Annotated in this window: 17 protein-coding genes; 13 read left to right on the plus strand and 4 right to left on the minus strand. The window is 43.8% G+C overall.

The window, feature by feature from the left end:
• Nucleotides 1-6: 6 nt before the first annotated feature.
• Nucleotides 7-987, minus strand: coding sequence for a metal-dependent hydrolase (locus tag QWY16_RS05370; protein WP_300991904.1), 981 nt, complete (start codon nt 985-987; stop codon nt 7-9).
• Nucleotides 988-1,092: 105 nt separating this feature from the next.
• On the opposite strand from QWY16_RS05370, the gene mutY reads away from it, so the two are divergent.
• The 9 genes from mutY to nikC all read left to right on the plus strand — a co-directional run bounded on the left by mutY (nt 1,093) and on the right by nikC (nt 11,201).
• Nucleotides 1,093-2,172, plus strand: a complete 1,080-nt coding sequence (mutY, locus tag QWY16_RS05375) for an A/G-specific adenine glycosylase (RefSeq protein WP_300991905.1) — start codon at nt 1,093-1,095, stop codon at nt 2,170-2,172.
• Between the two features lie 2 nt (nt 2,173-2,174).
• The gene (gene fabL / locus QWY16_RS05380; protein WP_300991907.1) at nt 2,175-2,921 is read left to right on the plus strand and encodes an enoyl-[acyl-carrier-protein] reductase FabL; all 747 of its coding nucleotides are present in this window, start codon (nt 2,175-2,177) and stop codon (nt 2,919-2,921) included.
• A gap of 102 nt (nt 2,922-3,023) precedes the next feature.
• The gene (ntdP, locus tag QWY16_RS05385) at nt 3,024-3,569 is read left to right on the plus strand and encodes a nucleoside tri-diphosphate phosphatase (RefSeq protein WP_300991909.1); all 546 of its coding nucleotides are present in this window, start codon (nt 3,024-3,026) and stop codon (nt 3,567-3,569) included.
• 58 nt (nt 3,570-3,627) lie between these two features.
• Complete coding sequence (locus tag QWY16_RS05390) at nt 3,628-5,373, plus strand: ABC transporter ATP-binding protein (RefSeq protein WP_300991911.1); 1,746 nt, start codon at nt 3,628-3,630, stop codon at nt 5,371-5,373.
• A gap of 147 nt (nt 5,374-5,520) precedes the next feature.
• Nucleotides 5,521-6,540: an ABC transporter ATP-binding protein gene (locus tag QWY16_RS05395; protein WP_300991912.1), complete on the plus strand. Its 1,020-nt coding sequence runs from the start codon at nt 5,521-5,523 to the stop codon at nt 6,538-6,540.
• Nucleotides 6,515-7,498: an ABC transporter ATP-binding protein gene (locus QWY16_RS05400; protein WP_300991913.1), complete on the plus strand. Its 984-nt coding sequence runs from the start codon at nt 6,515-6,517 to the stop codon at nt 7,496-7,498. The genes QWY16_RS05395 and QWY16_RS05400 overlap by 26 nt, the downstream gene beginning before the upstream one ends.
• Nucleotides 7,499-7,527: 29 nt before the next feature.
• Nucleotides 7,528-9,150: an ABC transporter substrate-binding protein gene (locus QWY16_RS05405; protein ID WP_300991920.1), complete on the plus strand. Its 1,623-nt coding sequence runs from the start codon at nt 7,528-7,530 to the stop codon at nt 9,148-9,150.
• Nucleotides 9,151-9,291: 141 nt separating this feature from the next.
• Nucleotides 9,292-10,296, plus strand: a complete 1,005-nt coding sequence (locus QWY16_RS05410) for an ABC transporter permease (protein WP_300993303.1) — start codon at nt 9,292-9,294, stop codon at nt 10,294-10,296.
• 53 nt (nt 10,297-10,349) lie between these two features.
• Nucleotides 10,350-11,201, plus strand: coding sequence for a nickel transporter permease (gene nikC, locus QWY16_RS05415; RefSeq protein WP_300993305.1), 852 nt, complete (start codon nt 10,350-10,352; stop codon nt 11,199-11,201).
• A 44-nt stretch (nt 11,202-11,245) separates the two neighbouring features.
• On the opposite strand, the gene QWY16_RS05420 is transcribed toward nikC, so the two are convergent.
• Complete coding sequence (locus QWY16_RS05420; protein WP_300991921.1) at nt 11,246-12,331, minus strand: FUSC family protein; 1,086 nt, start codon at nt 12,329-12,331, stop codon at nt 11,246-11,248.
• A gap of 41 nt (nt 12,332-12,372) precedes the next feature.
• Nucleotides 12,373-13,659 (minus strand): glutamate-1-semialdehyde 2,1-aminomutase, encoded by a 1,287-nt coding sequence (locus tag QWY16_RS05425; protein WP_300991922.1) that lies wholly within the window; start codon nt 13,657-13,659, stop codon nt 12,373-12,375.
• A 121-nt stretch (nt 13,660-13,780) separates the two neighbouring features.
• Here QWY16_RS05425 and bcp point away from each other — a divergent pair, with 121 nt between their 5' ends.
• The 4 genes from bcp (at nt 13,781) to perR (ending at nt 16,332) form a co-directional block, all read left to right on the plus strand.
• On the plus strand, nt 13,781-14,257 hold the full coding sequence (gene bcp, locus QWY16_RS05430; protein ID WP_300993307.1) for a thioredoxin-dependent thiol peroxidase: 477 nt from the start codon (nt 13,781-13,783) through the stop codon (nt 14,255-14,257).
• A 15-nt stretch (nt 14,258-14,272) separates the two neighbouring features.
• Nucleotides 14,273-15,214, plus strand: a complete 942-nt coding sequence (locus QWY16_RS05435) for a D-2-hydroxyacid dehydrogenase (RefSeq protein WP_300991923.1) — start codon at nt 14,273-14,275, stop codon at nt 15,212-15,214.
• A 2-nt stretch (nt 15,215-15,216) separates the two neighbouring features.
• The gene (locus QWY16_RS05440) at nt 15,217-15,768 is read left to right on the plus strand and encodes a cob(I)yrinic acid a,c-diamide adenosyltransferase (protein WP_300991924.1); all 552 of its coding nucleotides are present in this window, start codon (nt 15,217-15,219) and stop codon (nt 15,766-15,768) included.
• 120 nt (nt 15,769-15,888) lie between these two features.
• Entirely contained in the window at nt 15,889-16,332 is a 444-nt protein-coding gene (gene perR / locus QWY16_RS05445) for a peroxide-responsive transcriptional repressor PerR (protein WP_300991925.1), read from the plus strand.
• A gap of 99 nt (nt 16,333-16,431) precedes the next feature.
• On the opposite strand, the gene QWY16_RS05450 is transcribed toward perR, so the two are convergent.
• Entirely contained in the window at nt 16,432-16,785 is a 354-nt protein-coding gene (locus QWY16_RS05450) for a YgzB family protein (protein WP_300991927.1), read from the minus strand.
• Nucleotides 16,786-16,802 lie beyond the last annotated feature (17 nt).

The raw sequence follows: 16,802 nt of genomic DNA on the forward strand, positions 1-16,802 counted from the left end.
CTTTCATTAGTTATGGCTGAAGTCGAGTTTTTTCCTTAGTTTGTCTTCGCTGAAGATCCAGCCGGTATAGGAATTGACGACTTTGCATTGCTCATTTAAATGGGCCACTGCTACGAATGGGTAGTAATCATTGCTTCGATAGCGCAAGTCAATCAAGCGAACTTCATATAAATCCTCGTATTCGTTGATCTCCCATCTATAGAGAGGGGAAAAGGAAACGAAGGCTGCCAGGTTTTTGTCTTTTAAGGCGGCTTGAATCAGATTCGATTCCGGTAATGGTTTTTTTAGGAACTTATCATAAATGTTGATAGAACGTCCATAAGCTCTTCCTACATAGTGGTGACGCTCTGTATCAGCGGCAATCCGCCACTGGAAAAATCGCATTGTAGGTGCGACGATAATATTGGTTGTACCGGGTATCGTGTTGCGCACTGCATGTTTGACTGCAGATTGAACGGCAAACCGTGAAATGTAATAGAAAAACAGCAGCCCATATAAAATGAGCATTGTCCAGACAGGATCAGAACCGAATGCCCAGAACATAAGAGCGATCAAATGGGCACCAAAAATAATGGGATCAAAAGTATTAATAACTCCAAGCGCAACCCAACGGTTGGAAAATGGCCGGAGAGCTTGTGTGCCATAGGAGTTAAATATGTCCACAAAAACGTGCAAAAATACAGCCAGGAATGTCCATAGCCATAGATGGAGTGAATTTGCTTCCGGCAGGATAAGCCGCAAAGCAGCAGTTATGAGCAATGGCCATAAAATGACCGCCGGAATGGAGTGGGTAGCGCCCCGGTGATGGCGAATATAAACGGCGTTGTTTCTCAATTTTAGTACGGTATCGATATCAGGTGCCTGGGAGCCGATAATGACTCCGGCAAAAACAGCGGTCATTGTAGCAGGGTGACTTGCCACAACTGGATCTGCCATTGCCAGGCCGCCAAGAGCTATGCCCATGACAATATGTGTACCTGTATCCATGGCCACATCCCCTTTCTTCATTTATTATGTCAGGAAAAATATAAATCCGGCTGAAAAGTTTATAACATATATATACCCCGGAATCCGGTGGTGTAATCTACTGGAATGGAGGCATTCAAAATAGCACTCGATAAATTGCAATTTCAAAAAGATTTAATTAGCTGGTTCGCGGAGGAAAAACGTGATTTGCCCTGGCGCCGTACATCAGATCCCTACCAGATTTGGATATCGGAAATTATGCTGCAGCAAACAAGAGTAGATACCGTCATTCCTTATTATAAGCGCTTTGTTGAAAAGTTTCCGACTTTGCGGGATTTGGCAGAAGCAGATGAGGAAATTCTGCTCAAGCAATGGGAAGGATTGGGTTATTATTCCCGTGCCCGCAATTTGCAGGCAGGCGTAAAAGAAGTGGCTGAAAAGTACGATGGCATTGTGCCGGCAAGCCGAAAAGAAATTTCATCATTGAAAGGCGTCGGCCCTTACACTGCGGGCGCTGTACTCAGCATTGCATACGGAATCCCGGAACATGCAGTCGACGGAAACGTCATGCGGGTGCTGTCCCGGATTTTATTGATTGAAGAAGACATCGCCAAGCCGAAAACCCGGAAGATTTTTGAAGAGGCAGTGACAGAACTCATTAGCCATGAAGATCCTTCGTCATTTAACCAAGGGCTGATGGAGTTGGGGGCTTTGATTTGTACACCGACTTCCCCGAAATGCCTGTTATGCCCTGTAAGGGAACATTGTGCAGCGTTTCATGAAGGAAAGCAGCATGAATTGCCAACGAAGACAAAAGCGAAAAAAAACAAAGCAGTGCAGTACGCTATGCTGGCAATCCTTTACGGGAAATCTGTGTTAATGGAAAAAAGGCCGTCAACCGGATTGCTTGCCAATATGTGGCAATTTCCAATGATAGAGTTGACTGAAGAAGTGCTCCCTCTTGAAATAGAAGAGCAGCTTTCGGAAAACTTTCAAGGTGTCGTCAGCAACGCTGAAAAAATTACTTCTTTCAAACATGTGTTTTCTCATTTAACATGGAACGTGGATGGCTATATTGCAAAAGGCCAAAATCTGAACGTACCATCTCACATGAAATGGGTAACGGCTGAAGAACTGGAATTGCTTCCGATTTCAGGTCCAGTCCAAAAAATGAAAGCAGTCTTAAAACAAAGAGGAGATGTTTGACTATGGCAGAACAAAAAGTAGCATTGGTCACAGGCAGCAGCAGAGGATTAGGAAAAGCATTGGCGATTGCGCTTGCCGAACAAGGGTATGACATTGTCGTAAACTATGCAAGAAGCAAAACGGCTGCTTTGGATACCGTTAAAGAAATTGAAGCTAGAGGACAGAAAGCGCTGCTTGTCCGCGCAAATGTCGGAGATGTGGACAAACTGCGCGGCATGTTTGAAACAATCAAAGAAGAATTCGGCCGGCTGGATGTGTTTGTTTCAAATGCGGCTTCCGGAGTGCTTCGTCCGATTATGGAGCTTGAAGAATCGCATTGGGACTGGACAATGAACATCAATGCGAAAGCGATGCTGTTTGGTGCTCAGGAAGCAGCAAAACTAATGGATAAAGGCGGGAAAATTGTCGGCATCAGTTCATTGGGCTCGATTCGTTATTTGGAGAATTATACGACAATCGGAGTTTCCAAAGCGGCAGTGGAATCACTTACTAGATATTTGGCGGTTGAATTGGCGCCACAAGGGATATCCGTTAATACGGTTTCTGGCGGGGCTCTCGACACAGAAGCATTAAAGCATTTCCCGAACCGCGAAGAATTGCTTAACGATGCTCGTGTGAACACGCCAGCCGGCCGTATGGTGGAAATAGATGATATGGTGAAAACCGCTCTTTTCCTTATTTCAGATAATGCGGATATGATTCGCGGCCAAACAATTATTGTTGATGGAGGCCGTTCAGTCATCTTGTAAACCATTCTCCCTTGCCTTTTCGCTGTATGTTTTCAGAATTGATTGATATAATCATGAGGACACTTAAAATATATACGGCTTAGACGAAAAGGTGGGATGGATATGGCGATACCCGTGGAGGGAGAAACAATACAAATCCACAGTTACAAACACAACGGCCGAATCCACCGTGTCTGGCAGGAAACAACGGTACTGAAGGGAACAAATAACATAGTAATCGGTGCAAATGAGCGAACCATGGTGACGGAATCGGATGGCAGGACATGGCTCACGAGAGAGCCGTCCATCTGTTATTTCCATGCAGAACATTGGTTCAATATTATTTGCATGCTTCGTGACGATGGAGTTTATTATTATTGCAATGTGAGCTCTCCTTTTGTTTATAACAATGGATCATTAAAGTACATCGATTATGATTTAGATGTTAAAGTGTTTCCAGATATGTCGTATACCTTGTTGGACGAAGACGAATATGAAGAGCATAAACGGCAAATGGGATATCCGGAAGTGATCGATCAGATTTTGCATCGGAATGTGGATAAGCTGATTGGATGGATTAAACAGCGAAGAGGTCCTTTTGCTCCGGACTTCATAGAAGTTTGGACCAGCCGGTATGAATTTCATAGACAATACCGGCTCACGGAATAAAAGAAAACCTGTTGCTTGCCAACAGGTTTTTCGTATGGAATAGAATGGAGTGAATTTTTTGAGTACGACGAAGCGCTATATGAAGTTTGTAAAGCCTTATTACTGGCAAATTGCCTTAACGATCGTTATTGGTATTTTCAAGTTTGCCATTCCGCTTTTCATTCCGTTGCTTATAAAGATTGTCATAGATGATATTATCGGAGCCGATGGGTTATCGAGCGATGAAAAACTGAGGCAGCTGTATTTATGGCTGGGCGGAACAGCGATTCTGTTTTTCATCTTCCGCCCGCCTATTGAATATTACCGCCAGTATTATGCGCAATATGTCAGCAATAAAATCTTATATGACATCCGCCAAAGCCTTTACGCGCATTTGCAGAAGCTGAGTCTCCGTTATTATGCCAATACGCGCGCAGGGGAAATCATTTCCCGCGTCATCAATGATGTGGAGCAAACGAAGAATTTCATCATGATCGGACTGATGAATTTATGGCTCGATCTGGCGACTATTTTGATTGCCATCGGCATTATGTTGACAATGGATGTGCCGCTGACGATTGTTGCGCTGCTGGCGTTTCCTTTTTACGCATTCAGCGTCAAGTTTTTCTTCGGCCGCCTGCGCGATTTGACACGCAACCGTTCGCAGGCTTTGGCAAATGTCCAAAGCTATTTGCATGAACGTGTCCAAGGCATGAGCATCATTAAAAGTTTTGCGCTTGAGAAACACGAACAAAAAATATTTGATGCTACAAATGATGAGTTTCTGGACAAAGCCATCGATCATACAAAATGGAATGCCAAAGCATTTGCGGTAGTCAATACCATTACGGATATTGCACCATTGCTTGTTATTGCTTATGCAGGGTATCAAGTGATCCAGGGAAACCTGACGCTTGGAACAATGGTAGCATTTATCGCCTATATTGAACGCCTTTACAATCCGCTTCGGAGACTGGTCAATTCATCTACGACATTGACGCAGTCTTTCGCGTCGATGGACCGTGTATTCGAATTGATCGATGAAGACTATGACGTAACAAATAAAGACGGAGCTAAAGATTTGAAAGTGGTGGATGGCAAATTGGAATTCAGGGATGTTTCTTTTCACTATAATGAAGAAGGAACAGAAGTATTGTCCGATTTGAATTTCACCGTAAAACCGGGACAGACCGTTGCTTTCGTTGGAATGAGCGGTGGAGGCAAATCGACCATTGTTTCGTTAATTCCAAGATTTTATGATGTCACTAGCGGCGCCATCTATATGGATGACCACAACTTGAGAGATGTATCCATCCATACGCTGCGTGACCAAATTGGTTTGGTGCTGCAGGACTCCATTTTGTTCAGTGACTCTGTGAAATCGAATATCCTGATGGGGAAACCAGGAGCGAGCGATGCAGAAGTGTTTGCTGCGGCAAAAGCAGCCAATGCCCATGATTTTATCGAAATGCTTCCAGAAGGATACGATACGAAAGTGGGAGAGCGCGGCGTGAAATTATCTGGCGGCCAAAAACAGCGGATTGCGATAGCCCGTGTGTTCTTGAAAAATCCGCCGATCTTGATTTTAGATGAAGCCACTTCAGCGCTCGACTTAGAAAGCGAATCGCTGATTCAAGATTCGTTGGAGCGGTTGGCACATGACCGCACGACGTTAATCGTAGCCCATAGACTATCGACTATTACCCATGCGGACCAGATTATTGTAATCGACCATGGCCATTTAGCAGAAAAGGGCACCCATGATGAACTGATGAAGCAGCAAGGAATTTACTATAATTTATTCCAAGTCCAACATTTTAATTGATAGCCCTAAAGACCCTCGGAATCTGCGAGGGTCTTTTTTTAATGAAGCGTGGAAATACTATCAATTTCCAAATAAACTATTGCAATAATACTAATCTTACGTATAATTAAAACACATAGAATTTTCAGAATCAAAAGGGGTGCCGAGATGGAAGAGCGAAAAATGATACTGGATGTTAAAGGCTTGAAAACATCTTTTTTCACTGATGACGGCGAAATTCCGGCAGTAGACGATATTGATTTTTACATTCGCGAAGGAGAAGTTTTAGGAATTGTCGGCGAATCTGGATGTGGAAAAAGCGTTACTTCTTTATCGGTTATGGGACTCGTTCCAAGCCCGCCGGGGAAAATTACAGGTGGAGAAATTTTATTTCAAAATAAAGATTTGACCAAGTTTTCCGAGAAAGAAATGCGTGCCATTCGAGGCAACGATATAGCAATGATTTTCCAGGAGCCAATGACTTCTCTGAATCCTCTATTCACTATCGGTGATCAATTGCGTGAAGCAGTTAAAATACATAAACGCGATTGGAACAAGAAACAAATACAAGAACGTGCTGTTGAGATGATGAAACTTGTAGGGTTGCCTCGTGCAGAAGGATTGATGAAAGAATATCCGCATCAATTATCAGGCGGAATGCGCCAACGGGTAATGATTGCGATGGCACTTTTATGCGATCCGAAAGTATTGATAGCGGATGAACCTACCACGGCCTTGGATGTAACCATACAAGCCCAGATTTTGAAGCTGATCAAAAACCTGAACGAGAGGCTGAATACAGCCGTATTGCTAATAACCCATGATTTAGGCGTCGTAGCAGAAACGTGCGAACGCGTTATTGTCATGTACGCAGGAAAAGTAGTAGAAGAAGGTCCGGTGCATAAAATCTTTAAAGACCCTCAGCATCCTTATACGAGAGGACTGCTCGAATCTGTTCCTGATATGCGGTTTAAAAAAGAACGGTTATATTCCATTCCTGGAAATGTACCGAAGCCTGGAACAATCCGCACAGGCTGTAAATTCGCTGCGCGATGCGAATTTGCCTTTGACCGCTGTATAGTGGAAAATCCCGCGCTTTATCAGACGGAAGAAGACCACCAAACCCGCTGCTTCCTATTTGATCCGAAGGAGGTTCAGGCCCATGACAGAACCGTTGTTAAAAGTTGAAGGGCTGAAAAAGTATTTTCCTATTAAATCAGGAATTTTAGGCCAAGTAAAAAACTACGTAAAAGCTGTAGACGATGTGTCGTTCACGGTCGCTGAAGGAGAAACTCTTGGAATCGTAGGAGAATCCGGCTGTGGAAAATCCACAACCGGCCGTATGCTCATGCGTTTATTGGAGCCGACAGAAGGCAAAGTGTTTTTCGACGGACAGGAATTGACGAATCTTTCGGCGAGCGACATGCGCAAAGCACGCCGCGATATCCAGATGGTTTTTCAAGATCCATATGCTTCTTTGAACCCACGCCATACCATCGAAAAAATCCTGATGGAGCCATTAAACGTACATAACCTCGGCGATCCGAAAGAACGGAAGAAAAAAGTCCATGAATTTTTGGAGATTGTTGGGTTAAGCAGTTACCACGCCAAACGTTACCCGCACCAATTCAGCGGTGGGCAACGCCAGCGCATCGGCATTGCCCGGGCATTGATGACCAATCCTAAACTCATTATTGCGGATGAACCGGTTTCAGCTCTCGATGTATCGATTCAAGCCCAAGTTTTGAATTTGATGCAGGATCTGCAAAAAGAACTGAAACTGACTTATATATTTATCGCTCATGACCTTGGCGTCGTCCGCCATATCAGTGACCGGGTGGGAGTGATGTATCTGGGGCAGATGGCGGAACTTGCCGATAGTGAAGCGTTATATGAAAAGCCGCTTCATCCGTATACCCAGGCTTTGCTGTCAGCGGTACCGGTGCCCGATCCGGATTTTATACGTGAAGAAGTAGTGATCAAAGGGGATGTGCCAAGTCCTGCGAATCCGCCAAGTGGATGCCGTTTTCACACGCGCTGTCCATTTAAGATGGATATTTGCGAAAAAGTTGTACCGATTTTTGCAGAAGTTGAAAAAGGTCATTCTGTAGCCTGCCACCTTTACGAAGAGTCCAGGCCGCAATGATAATAAATAACAAAAATGGAGGGGTCAATTTGAGAAAGAAAAAGCTCGTTTCACTGGCGTTTCTGATGCTTTTATTGCTTGCGACAGCATTGTATGGCTGTAGTTCCGATAATGCTTCAGAGAACACCGAAGGGGATAGTGGGGATACAGAAAAATCAGGCGATCCGAAAGTATTGATTTTTGGCCGCGGCGGAGATTCAGTTTCGCTTGATCCGATCGCTGTTACAGACGGAGAATCATACAAAGTCACAAAGAACATATTTGATACGTTGGTGAATTTCGGTGAACAGGATACAGAAATCCACCCAGGCCTGGCTACTGAATGGACAGCGGCTGAAGATGGATTGACGTATACTTTCACTTTAGAAGAAGGCGTGAAATTCCACGACGGCACTGATTTTAATGCGGAAGCGGTTGTAGCCAACTTTGAGCGCTGGGCAGGCGGAGATGCTGATAAATTCCCATACTACGGCTCGATGTTTGGCGGTTTCGGTGACGAAGAAGGCCATGTCATTGAATCAGTGACTGCAACTGGCGATTACGAAGTAGAATTTAAATTGAAACGCCCGCAGGCACCATTCCTGAAAAACTTGGCAATGAGCTCATTCGGAATTGCTTCGCCTGCAGCAATTGAAGCAGCTGGCGATAAATTTGGTGACGCACCGGTTGGAACAGGTCCATTTAAATTTGTAGAATGGAAACGCAATGACTCAATCACGATCGAGAAAAACCCGGATTACTGGGTTGAAGGAGAACCGAAATTGGATCAAGTCGTATTCCGGTCAATTCCTGATAACTCTGCCCGCTTGAATGCATTATTGTCAGGCGAAATCGATTTGGCAGATGGCATTACACCTTCTGACGGTGCAACTGTTGAAGGCAATGCAGACTTACAATTATTTGAACGCCCTTCAATGAACGTTGGCTATCTTGGTTTAACAACTACACGTGAACCATTTGATGATCCGAAAGTTCGTCAGGCGATGAACCATGCAATTGATAAGCAAGCGCTTGTTGATGCATTCTTCGAAGGCCGCGGTGAAGTCGCTAAAAACCCGATGCCTCCAGTAATCAGCGGTTATAACGAAGACATCGAAGATTACGACTATAATCCGGAAAAAGCCAAACAATTACTAGCAGAAGCTGGCCTGCCAGACGGTTTTGAAATGGAACTTTATGCAATGCCGGTTCCGCGTCCATATATGCCGGACGGCCAAAAAGTGGCAGAAGCCATCCAGAAAAACTTGGCAGATGTTGGTGTAACTGCGAAAATCGTTTCTTTTGAGTGGGCAACTTATCTTGAAAAAGCTGCAAACGGAGAAGCGGATGCATTCTTGCTTGGTTGGACAGGAGATAACGGCGATGCCGATAACTTCTTATACGTCTTGCTTGACCAAGACAATATCGGTTCCAACAACTACACGTATTACAAAAATCAGGAATTGCACGATATCCTGATTGAAGCTCAAACAGAAGTGGATGAAGACAAGCGCAATGAATTATACAAACAAGCGCAAGTGATTATCCATGAAGATGCGCCGTGGGTGCCACTTGCTCACTCAACTCCGCTTTTAGCTGGCGGCAAGAATGTAGTGGACTTTAAAGCGCATCCAACCGGTTCTGACAAATTGGCATCTGTAGATTTGAAGTAGGTAGAATCAGAGGAGAGGTCATTGTGATTTCTCCTCTTTTTTTCTTAAACCGAAGTTAACGTTTTCTGTTAATATCAGCTAAATTAGTTAACTTGAACAAGCTGAATGTATACATATGCAAGGGATGGAGAGGTGGAGAAAATGCTTCACTATATCGGACGGCGAATTCTGCAATTGATACCGGTTTTGCTCGGTATGACGTTTATTGTTTTTCTGATTATCCGGGCGATACCAGGTGATCCTGCTCAAGTTATTCTTGGCCAGCAAGCATCCGAAGAAGCAATAAAGGCGCTGCGGACAACTTTAGGATTGGATAATCCTTGGTATATCCAATATTTTGATTACCTGAAAGGGTTACTAACCGGTGATTTGGGAGAATCTCTCCGTACTCGGACACCTGTAGTTGACGAAGTTTGGCCGTACTTGGCGGCTACGATTGAATTATCGGTGTTTGCTATTATCATCGCGGTTATTATCGGCATTAATGCCGGCATCATTTCGGCTTGGTTCCAGAATTCCTGGTTTGATTATTTGGCCATGATTATTGCATTGATTGGGGTATCGATGCCAATCTTTTGGCTAGGGTTGATGAATCAGTGGATTTTCTCGATTGAACTGGGAATATTGCCGACCACGGGCCGGGAAAATGTACGAGATCCGGTAGACGTTATCACCAATTTTTATGTCATTGATACTTTAATAACAGGGCAGTTTGATCAATTATCGACGGTCTTAAAACATCTGATTTTACCCGGGACGGCCTTAGCGACAATCCCGATGGCGATTATTGCCAGAATGACCCGTTCGAGCATGTTGGAAGTGATGCGTTCGGATTATGTGCGTACTGCACGCGCGAAAGGTTTGAAGATGTTTTGGGTAGTTTATAAACACGCTTTAAAAAATGCCATCATTCCAGTTTTGACAATTATCGGCCTTCAGATGGGCTTGCTGTTAGGCGGAGCTATCTTAACTGAGACCATTTTTGGATGGCCTGGAATCGGGCGCTATATTTATGAAGCGATTGGGTTCCGTGATTATCCGGTTATCCAGTCAGGCATTTTAATTGTTGCCTTTATCTTCGTTATGATCAATCTGTTTGTCGATTTGCTTTACGGCCTGATTGATCCTCGCATCAAATATGATTAGAAAGGGGGAGGAGCACATTGGCTAATGTAACGGCAAATAAGAACGAAGTGCAGATGGAAAAAGTCGCAGGTCCATGGAAAGAAGCATGGCGCGGATTCCGGAAAAGCAAAGTGGCTGTTGTGGGCATGTGGATCGTGTTGTTCTTTATCTTATTGGCGATTTTCGGTCCTTTGTTTACACCGCAGGGAATCAATGAACAGAATTTATCCCAACGGCTTTTGCCTCCCTCAAGTGGGCATTGGATGGGGACGGATGATTTTGGTCGTGATATCTTATCGAGAATTGTTTACGGGGCAAGAATTTCCCTTTGGGTAGGTTTTTTGGCGGTTATCGGTTCGGTAGTGGTTGGCAGCATTTTAGGGATACTGGCAGGTTATTATGGCCGCTGGGTCGATACCATCATATCCCGGATTTTTGATATCATGCTGGCTTTCCCTAGTATTTTATTGGCGATTGCAGTGGTATCGGTTCTTGGGCCATCACTTCGCAATGCATTGATCGCCATTGCCATTATCAACGTACCGAATTTTGGCCGTTTGATCCGCTCGAAAGTGCTGAGCATCAAAGAAGATGAATATATTATGTCGGCCAAGGCAATTGGCATGAAGGATAACCGGATTTTGTTTTCGCATATTTTGCCGAATTCGATGGCTCCGGTTATCGTTCAAGGAACCTTGGCAATTGCCACTGCGATTATCGAAGCGGCAGCTCTTGGTTTTCTAGGATTGGGTGCGCAGGCGCCATCACCCGAATGGGGGAAAATGCTGGCGGATTCAAGGTCGTATTTGACCAATGCACCGTGGACAATGATTTTTCCAGGGATCGCCATTATGTTGACGGTTCTGGGCTTTAACTTGATGGGGGATGGCTTGCGTGATGCACTTGACCCGCGCATGAAATCGTAGAAAAACATAGAAAAACGCGCCCGGCATTTGCCTTGGCGCGTTTTTTATATGATATTTTCCAAATCGGAGCCAACTTCTTCCGAATGATAATTATAGTAAGACATGATAAGCAAATCTAAATGTTCCAACTGTTCTTCGTAATCAAGGATAGCGGATAAAATGTGCATTAAACGATAAATGGATAAATCATCTCCTGCTTCTTCCTGGGCAATCGCAATTTCTTTGACAAAAATGGACAGAACTTCATTGCGCTTTAAAATGACGTCTTCTTCGGAAGTTTCGCTGTGTTCCGGACGCAGTTTTCCGACATACTTCATATAAAGCTGATCGTGATAGCTGGTCAGGCTTTCAAGATGATCCTGCAGCATCATATGGAAATGCTCCGGGAGTTCCATTAATTCATTCTCATAACGGTGCAGCCTTTTTAATAGATCCAGGCTTTTTCTGTTAGTAGTGATCATTTGCCGGTAAAGCACCAATTTTCGGCCTTTGGCGTATTGCTGTTTTTTACTATAACTTCGTTCATCTTTATAAAAGGAATACCATTGATCCACTTTTTCAAGTTTTTCAGATAAACGGTCAATATCGTTTTTAACGGAAGTGTGGTCTGATACATGCCTTATCGAAACGCGGATCCAACGTATGGCTTCTTCTGTGACTTCGTGAATAGAAGTGAATAAGCGCGCCTCATACTTTGGTGGTAAAAAAATGATATTAACAATAAAAGCGGACAATATGCCGAGGAGGATTGTCAAAAAACGCAACCCGGCAAACTCTAGAAATGCCTCTTCCTGTGATTCCATAATAACAATAATGGTAACAAGAGTCAGCGACACTGGGTTATTGAGGTTCAATTTCAGCATAATGATTATGGCTAACACTGCCGCAAGGCCGACAGTCAGATAGTTCGCACCTAGCGTCAGCACGAAAATAATAGCGATAACTGCCCCGATTATATTACCGTAGATTTGATCTAGCACTGTTAAATAAGACTGATAAATGGAAGGTTGGATTGCAAAGATAGCTGCTATTCCAGCCATGATCGGAATTGGTAAATCTAACCAATCAGCTAAAAAGAGTGCCAGCGAAATAGCTACTCCGGTTTTAAATATTCGTGCACCTAATTGCATAAACGCGTGGCCTCCTCCCTTTCATTCCGCTGTTTTGGCTATTAAAGCTGTTTGAAGGCTTCACGGACTGCTTGAATCGATTTCGCTACGTCTTCTTCAGTATGTTCAGTCGTTAAGAACCATGCCTCATACTTAGAAGGTGCAAGATTGACGCCTTGTTCAAGCATCAGTTTGAAAAAGCGTGCGAAAATTTCTCCATCGGTTGCTTCCGCTTGTTCATAATTTTCCACCTTTTGGTCTGTAAAGTAAATCGTTAAGGCCCCTTTTAAACGGTTAATTGTAATGGTCACACCAAATTCTTTGGCAGCAGCAAGAATTCCTTCTTCTAACTGACGGCCAAGCTCATCCATTTTTTCATAGACGCCTTCTTCGCGAAGAACTTCAAGGCAGGCGATACCTGCTTGGATAGATGCCGGATTCCCAGCCATCGTTCCAGCTTGATATGCAGGACCGAGCGGTGCAACGGTTTCCATAATCTCTTTTTTCCCGCCGTAAGCACCGATTGGCAAGCCGCCGCCAATGATTTTTCCGAGAGCTGTCAAATCAGGAGTTAGCCCCAACAAATCTTGGGCTCCGCCATAATGGAAACGGAAAGCGGTGATGACTTCGTCATAGACAATTAAAGCGCCTTTTTCTTTGGCGATGCGATGTACTTCTTCAAGGAATCCTTTGTTCGGCTCCACGATTCCAAAGTTGCCGACAATCGGTTCTACTAAAATACAAGCGATTTCAGTGCCCCATTTGTCCATGGCTTCTGAAAAAGCGGTTGGGTCATTGAAAGGAATAGTGATCACTTCTTCAGCGATGCTTTTTGGCACTCCAGCAGAATCCGGAGTTCCAAGTGTTGCAGGGCCGGAACCGGCAGCCACAAGCACTAAATCGGAGTGACCGTGATAACAGCCTGCGAATTTCATGATTTTCGTGCGCCCGGTATAAGCGCGGGAAACACGGATCGTGGTCATGACCGCTTCAGTGCCGCTGTTGACGAAACGGACTTTATCCATATTTGGCATGGCTTCTTTCAGCATTTTTGCAAATGTGATTTCATGTCTTGTCGGAGTTCCGTACAATAGGCCCGTTTCCGCTGCATGCGTAATGGCTTTTGTTATATGAGGATGGGCATGGCCAGTTATGATTGGGCCGTATGCCGCTAAATAGTCGATGTATTTATTGCCGTCGACATCCCAAAAATAAGCTCCTTTGGCGCGTTCCATCGCTATCGGCGAACCGCCTCCGACCGCTTTATACGATCTCGATGGACTATTCACGCCGCCAACGATATGCTGCAGCGCTTCATCATGAAGTTTTTCGGATGTGGAATGATTCATTTTTTATTGCCTCCTAGTGTAATCTCTTATCTATTGTAGACAATATCATTGCCGAACGCCAAAGAAATTGAAACTCCTCACCAGGTTAGGTACGATAGAAGGAAGAAAAGGAGTGATAATGATGACTACATTAGAAGGTTTAAAAGCACCGGATTTCAAATTAAAAAATGAAGCAGGAGAAACGGTGGCATTAGAAGACTTTGCAGGGAAAAAGTATGTAGTGCTTTATTTTTATCCAAAAGACATGACACCAGGATGTACAACTCAAGCTTGTGATTTCCGAGATGCAAAAGACGACTTTTCAGAGTTGAACGCTGTGATTCTGGGTGTCAGTGCAGATTCTGAGAAACAGCATGTCAAATTCATTGAAAAGCATGGTTTGCCATTTTCCTTATTAGTGGACGAAAATCATCAATTGTCAGAAGCCTATAATGTGTGGGTTCAGAAGAAAATGTACGGCAAAGAGTTCATGGGAATTGAACGTTCCACTTTTTTGATTGATCCAACTGGGACAATCGTCAAAGAATGGAGAAAAGTAAAAGTGGAGAACCATATTAAAGAAGTTCTCGAAACATTAAAGACGCTTACCAATCGTTAAAAGGGGAGAAAATACATGGAAGTCCTGTTCACGTTCATTCCAAAAGAGCATCAGCGGCAACAGCTGATAAATGAGTTTCCAGAAGTGCAATTCTATTTTGAGTATAAAGACAAAGCACGGCTGCCATCTGCAGATATTCTGGTGACGTTCGGCGAGGATCTTTCAGCAGAAGATATCCAGCAAGCCGGGCAGTTGAAATGGATTATGGTCGCGAGTGCAGGAGTGGAAAAAATGCCGCATGCCGCTATTGCGGAACGGGAAATCGTCGTCTCCAATGTAAAAGGGATCCATAAAACACCGATGACTGAATCGGTTCTGGCCCATTTATTATCATTGAAACGGTCGCTTCCATCTATTTATGACAATCAGCGAAAAAAAGAATGGAGCCGGAAGACAGGTTCGACGGAACTTCATGAATCTACAGCGTTAATCATCGGTCCCGGAGCCATCGGAATGGAAATCGGGCGAGTGCTGCAAGCGCTTGGCGTCCGTACTATCGGTTGCAACCGTTCGGGAAAACATGCTGACTATATGGAAGGGATGGTGTCATTCGATAGCATCCTCAAGGTATTGCCGACGGTGGATACCGTGATTTCCGTTTTACCGAGCACGAACGAAACAAAATACTTGTTGAAAAAAGAGCATTTTCAAGCCATGAAAAACACAGCGATCTTTATGAATTTCGGCCGAGGGGATTTAGTGGAGGATCAAGTGCTGATTGATGCGCTGGAAACTGGAGAAATTGCATACGCGGTATTGGATGTTTTTGAACAAGAGCCGCTGCCTTCAGACCATCCTTTTTGGACAATGGAAAATGTGGTGGTATCGCCGCATGTGTCCAGCCATTCAGAGAAATATGTAGAACGGGCGCTTGATGTATTTATTCCGAATTTGAAATTGTGGCTTGCTGAAGATGCTTATCCAACAAATCTCGTCAATATGGAAAAGGGGTATTGACTGTGAAGATTTATACGAAAACCGGCGACAAGGGTACGACTTCACTCGTATACGGGACGCGTGTAGCGAAAAATGATGTCTTAGTTGAAGCATATGGTACTTGTGATGAAGCAAATTCGATGATTGGACTAGCGGTTGGCCATTTGCATAATGAATTTTTCGAAGAAAAAGAAGAACTGGAAACGGTTTTTCATGAAATCCAGACAACTTTGTTCCATGTAGGGGCTGAACTGGCCACTCCGAAAGGGAAAGAAGTGAAATGGAAGCTGACTGCAGAGGATATTGCAAAATTAGAGCAGTGGATCGATCAGTTTGATGCAGAAGTACCGGCATTGAAAAACTTTATCTTGCCTGGGGGGCATCCGGCTGGTGCAGCTTTACATGTAGCGCGCACAGTTGTCAGAAGAGCAGAACGAGCATCCATCTCTATTGGCAATGATGTATCCCCAAATGTTCTAGCTTATTTAAACCGTTTGTCCGATTTCCTGTTCGTTGCGGCTCGTTTAGTCAACTTGCGATTAGGAAGAAGCGAAAAAGATTTGCACCAAAAATAAGTATGAAGCAGTTGGAAATGTAAGCAATATAGTGATTTCTTGACATCGCCCCTCATTTTTGAGTACACTATTTATAACGATTACAATGTAAGAATTATTGATGAAGTGAGGTGCACAGCGATGTCTGAAATACAGTTAAAAGACGCGCTTGATGCTTTGAAGTCAACAGGTGTTCGAATCACTCCCCAGCGTCATGCGATTCTGGAGTATATGATTCATTCAACGACGCACCCGACAGCGGATGACATTTATCGCGCGCTTGAGAAAGCTTTTCCTAATATGAGTGTAGCAACAGTTTACAATAATTTACGTGTGTTTAGAAAAGCGGGATTGGTGAAGGAATTGACTTATGGTGATTCTTCCAGCCGTTTTGATTTTGTGACACACGACCATTATCATATAATTTGTAATGATTGCGGAAAAATTGTCGACTTCCATTATCCAGGACTCGATGAAGTAGAGCATTTAGCTTCTCACGTTACTGGATTTCAAGTGGACTACCATCGTCTTGAAATTTATGGGACTTGCCAGGACTGCCTTGGTAAAACTGCAAAAGCACAATAAAAACGAGCATGAATTTCATGCTCGTTTTTATTTGGGCAAAATTATATTACAGCAAATAAAAAATTCGCTTGAACTAATCAGTTCAAGCGGACAAGGTATTTATATCTTCGAATTTTTTTTGTTGTAATCTTGGTTAAACTCTTTTCCTTCGAGAGCAGGGTCCATAGTCAAAGGTTCATTGCAATGCATGCAGATATCTACGCGGCCCAACATTTTTGTATGTCTTCCACAATTCGGACATTCAACCGGAACTGTTTTCATCGACAACAAACCGATCCAAGCATATACGCCTGTACTGCCGACAATTGCGACAACCCCAAGCAGCATGAAAATCACCATGACAACTGGTTGGTTTCTAAAATAAATGCCGACATACATAATAACGATACCGATGAAAATCAGCGCTAAGGCAAAAGTCCGGATACGATTGATTTTGTTTTTATAAGGTTTCATTAAATTCTTTCCTCCTT

Source organism: Planococcus shenhongbingii, assembly GCF_030413635.1.
In the GTDB taxonomy this organism is placed as follows: Bacteria; Bacillota; Bacilli; order Bacillales_A; family Planococcaceae; genus Planococcus; species Planococcus shenhongbingii.